At 67.4% G+C, this 4,806-nt stretch carries 3 protein-coding genes; 2 read left to right on the top strand and 1 reads right to left on the bottom strand.

Annotated elements, in window-relative coordinates; translation table 11 throughout:
- Both WBV89_RS07900 and WBV89_RS07895 read left to right on the top strand, forming a co-directional pair.
- Positions 1-1,320: ABC transporter substrate-binding protein (locus WBV89_RS07900; protein ID WP_423980787.1), on the top strand; the 1,320-nt coding region annotated here is incomplete at its 5' end.
- 49 nt (positions 1,321-1,369) lie between these two features.
- Positions 1,370-3,391, top strand: coding sequence for an ABC transporter permease (locus WBV89_RS07895; RefSeq protein WP_423980786.1), 2,022 nt, complete (start codon positions 1,370-1,372; stop codon positions 3,389-3,391).
- A gap of 116 nt (positions 3,392-3,507) precedes the next feature.
- Here WBV89_RS07895 and WBV89_RS07890 read toward each other — a convergent pair.
- Positions 3,508-4,806: FAD-dependent oxidoreductase (locus tag WBV89_RS07890; protein ID WP_423980785.1), on the bottom strand; the 1,299-nt coding region annotated here is incomplete at its 5' end.

Raw genomic sequence — 4,806 nt, 5'->3', positions numbered from 1 at the left:
GCCGAGACGGAGGCACCCGCCGACACCGAAGCACCCGCGGACACCGAAGCCCCGGCCGACACCGAAGCACCTGCGGACACCGAGGCACCCGCCGATTCCGAAGCACCCGCGGACACCGAGGCACCCGCCGACACCGAAGCACCCGCGGAATCAGGGGCCGACTGGGCGACGGCGTTCCCGGATCTCGGTCCCCCGACCGGTGAGGAGATGGTGATCGGTCTGGTCAACACCGAAGGTGTCCCCGGGCTCGACTTCCCGGACATCCGCAACTTCATGAACGCCACCGCCGACTACCTCAATGAGCACGGTGGTGTGGGCGACCGCCCGATCAAGATCGAGAGCTGTACCGCCAACGGTTCGCCGGAAGGGTCCCAGGCCTGCGCCCAGGAACTGACCGGCAAGAACGTCGAGATGGTCGTCATCGGACTCGATGTCTTCCCCGACTACACCACCTACGAGGCCGCGGGCACACCGCTCGTCGGAATGCTCCCGCTCACGCCGATCGACAACACCGCTCCGGTCCGCTACCTGACCGGCGGCAACGTCACCACGAACGGCACGATGGCCGCTGCGGCGGTCGACCACTTCGGTGCCACCAGCGTGGGGATCGTCAGCGCCGACAATGCCGGTGCCAACGCGACCGAAGCCGGGCTCACGGCGGCGCTCGACATCGCCGGAATCGAGCACACCACGGTCAAGGGCGGCGACAACGAGACCGACGCCGGCTACCAGGGCTTGATGCGCCAGGCGGCCGACGGCGACCCCGATCTGCTGATCTCGCTCTACTCCGATGCCGGTTGCATCGGCACGATGCGTGGACGCGCTGCACTCGGAATCGAGATCCCCGTGCTCACCACGGCGATCTGCGCCGACAGCGACGTCATCGCCGAGGTCGGCGACGATGCGCTCGGGTGGAGCTTCGTCGGAATCGCCTCCGAGCAGGAAGGTCCGGAATTGGACATCCTCAGCGACGTGCTCGCCCCGGCGATGGGCGTGGAGCCGAGCGAAGTCGACCCGACCGCCCTCGGTCTCGGTGGGCTCGGTTTCGTCACGATGATGTCGGTCGCCAGCTACGGCAACCTGCTCGCCGAATCCGGCGGAGAGGTCACCGGAGCGGGGATCTACGACTTCATCGGTACCGGTGAGGACCTGATGGTCTGGCCCGGCAGCCCGACCGATGCAGCCATCCAATGCGGCGCGGCTGCGAACTACCCGTCGATCTGTGCCTACACCAACCCGGTTTCGGAGTACACCGAGAGCGGCGAGGTGCTCACGATCCCGGGCCTCGAGAGGGTCGACAGCATTCCCTACCTGCCGTGATCGTCGTCCACCCCATCGCCATCGATCCACACAGCGAGACCGCCACAGCATGAGTGACTATCTGTACTACATCCTGCTCGGCAGCGGAGCTGGAGCGATCATCGCTGCACTGGGTCTCGGGTTGGTGATCACCTACCAGGGATCCGGTGTCGTGAACTTCGCCCAAGGGGCGATGGCGATGTGGGTGGCCTATGTCTACGCGGACCTCCGGCGAGGGGCGTATCCCTTCCCGATTCCGGGGCTTCCCGCCCGGTACCACTTCGACGACGACGTCGGCTTCGTCTGGGCACTCATCCTGTCGTTGCTGACCGCTGCACTGCTCGGGCTGGTGGTCTATCGGTTCGTGTTCAAACCGCTGTACCACGCGCCGGCCCTGGCCAAGATCGTGGCGAGCGTCGGCCTGTTGATCATCTTCGTGTCACTCGTCGATCGGCGCTTCGCCGACGACACCAGCTTCCGGGTCGGGGGGATCCTCCCGAGCGAACCGGTCACGATCATGGACGACGTGACCGTGCCCCGCGACGGATTGTGGTTGGCACTGATCGTGATTCTCCTCGCGGCAGCGCTGTGGATCATCTCGCGGTACACCCGACTCGGCCTCGTCACCCGGGCAGCCGCCGAGAACGAGAAGGGTGCGGTCCTGCTCGGGTACTCCCCCAGCTTCCTCGCCGGCCTGAGCTTCGTCACCGCATCGATGGTGTGCGGGTTCGTGGCGATCCTCGCCTCACCGATGATCGCGCTGAGCTCGATGATCTTCACCTTCCTGTTCCTGATCCCCGCTCTGGGCGCGGCACTGGTCGGCAACTTCCGCACCATCGTTCCCACCGTCGCCACGGGATTCGGCATCGGCCTGCTGCAGTCGATGTTCACCAAGCTGCAGATCGACATCGGCTGGTGGCCCGAATTCGGTGCCCGTGAGGGCATTCCCTTCCTGATCATCATCGTCGTGATGGTGCTCCGCGGCGACCGGTTGCCCGATCGCGGCACCGTCGACAACTGGAAGCTTCCGGCGGTGCCGGCGGCGCGGGTCACGCCGCTCAGCGTCGGCTTCCCGATCGTCGCCGCGATCGCCGGGATCCTGTTCCTTGGGCCACTGTGGCGCGGGGCGATCATGTCGACGGTGATCGCAGTCGCGCTCGCACTCTCGTTCGTCGTCCTGACCGGCTTCGGAGGTCAGACGTCGCTCGCGCAGATGGCGTTCGCCGGTGTCGCGGGGTTCGCGCTGTCCAAACTGGCCGTCCAATGGGGAATTCCGTTTCCGCTGGCACCGATCCTGGCGGCACTGCTCGCCACCGTGTTCGGCGCGCTGGTGGCACTTCCGGCGCTTCGACTCCGAGGTACCAACCTCGCGATCGTCACTCTCGCGGGTGGTGTCGCGATCTCTGAGTTCATCTTCAAGAACCCGAAGTACGTCGGCGATGCCTCGACCGGTGGCGCGCAGGTGCCGAACCCGTCGATCGGCGACTGGGACTTCGGCCTCGTGCTGGGCACCAAGACGTCGCGCCCGATCTTCGGCATCTTCCTGGTGATCGTCGTGTCGATGCTCGCGTTGATGGTCGCCAACATCCGCCGGAGCGGCACCGGACGTCGGATGCTGGCCGTCCGTTCGAACGAACGCGCCGCCAGCGCACTCGGCATCAACACCGTGACCGTCAAGCTGCTCGTGTTCACGGTGTCGGCGTTCATCGCCGGCGCGGCGGGCACGCTCATGGCCTACCGCTTCGGTGCGGTGTCCGAGGCGTCGTTCGGCGTCCTCGCCTCGCTGACCGTGCTCGCGTTCGCGTACCTCGGCGGCATCACGAGCGTCAGCGGCGCAGTGACCGCCGGCATGGTCGCCGGTTCGGGTGTCGCGTTCTACCTGACGAGCCGGCTGCTCGATGCGGTGGGTGCGTGGGAAGCGTTCGTCGGCGGCATCCTGCTGATCTTCACCGCGATCCAGAATCCCGAGGGCATCTCCGGTGCGATCCGGACAGGGGTTGCCGAGGGCCGTGCCAAGAAGCAGGCCAAGAAAGACGCGGCCGCGGCGGCAGAGGCTCCGACCGAACCCGCACCCGCCGACGTCCTCGTCTGACGCACCCCCACCCCTGCCCGCCCACGCGCCCAGCGATCTCGTGAACTGTTCGCGCACGGAGCGCGGGAACAGTTCACGAGATCGGCACCGGGCGGGCGGTCGAGGCCGGTGGTGGGTCAGCGTCGGCGGATGGTGAGGATCCGGTCGCGACTGTGGTGGCTGTTCGGAGGCGGGTTCGGGCGATCGCGCACCTCGTCGGTCTCGATCGTGAACGCTTCGCCACCATCGTCGCCACCGCCGAGTCGGCCGACAGCGTCGATCATGTCGTCGATCGAGAGGTACTGGCCCGGGTCGAAACCGTGCTCCGCGGCGACCGCCATGTCCATCTCGGTATGTCCGATCACCACGAGTCGACCGCCGGGGGTGAGTGCCCCCACGATGTTCGGCATCGCGGCGATCCCCGGGTCCCGCTTCAGCGCCGGATAGCTGATCGCGATCAGGTCGTACGTCGCCGCGGGAAGCGGCTCGGTGATCACATCGGAGGCCGCGAACGTGACAGCCACGCCCTGCTTTGCGGCGGCGTCACGCGCGCGATCGACGGCGATGTTCGAGATGTCCGTCCCCGTCACGTCCCACCCCAACGATGCGAGCCAGATGGCGTCGGCGCCTTCACCGCACCCGAGATCGAGCGCAGTCCCCGGGCGCGCATCGGCGAGTTCGACGACGAGCGAGCCGTTGGGCTGCCCGCTCCACATCTCCCCCTCGTGCTCTCGGTATCGCCCGTCCCACTCCTCGGTCTCGGCGACCGACCGGCGGGCTCGGTCGATGTCGTCCTCCATCAGATCGGCCGCGATCGACATCGCGACCCTCGACCCGTTGGCCGCTGCGTGGACGACCTGCTGCATCGGATCGGCGACGTTGCCTGCCGCGTAGATGGCCGGGTGCGTGGTCGAACCCATCTCATCGACGACGACGTGGGTTCCCATCCCGGAGGCGTGCTCGCCCACCGTCACCAGATGGTCGACCGGGGCGGCGTTCGCGGCGAATCGGGGCCCGACAACCACTGCGTCGACCTCGAGCGTCGCACCATCGGTGAACGTCACCCGCATGCCGTCGCCGATGGCATCGATGCTCGTGGCCGCACGTTCGTGCACCTTCACGCCGACGAGGCCCAGGCGCTCACGGGAAACGGCATCGAGATCGACCTCGCGATCGCAGACCAACGTCACGTCGTCCGAGAGTCGCGTGAAGAGCGTGGCCTGGTGGGCTCCCGCTCCGGCGGTGTCGATCACAGCGATGCGCTGGTCACGGACCTCCCACCCGTGGCACCACGGGCAGTGGATGACCCGATCTCCCCAGTTCTCGCGGACGCCGGGGAGGTCGGGAAGCACATCGGTCAGGCCGGTGGCGAGCAGGATCCGGCATGCTCGGATTTCCCGTCCTGCCGCGGTGGTGACCGCCACGCGGCCGCCAAC

Source organism: Ilumatobacter sp., assembly GCF_049588435.1.
GTDB lineage: Bacteria > Actinomycetota > Acidimicrobiia > Acidimicrobiales > Ilumatobacteraceae > Ilumatobacter_A.
Note: the sequence above shows the minus strand (reverse complement) of the source record. Positions and strands in the feature narration are given on the sequence as shown.

Excerpts from the sequence above, each read along its gene's own strand:
- WBV89_RS07895 (WP_423980786.1), top strand. The coding sequence starts at position 1,370 with ATGAGTGACTATCTGTACTACATCCTGCTCGGCAGCGGAGCTGGAGCG.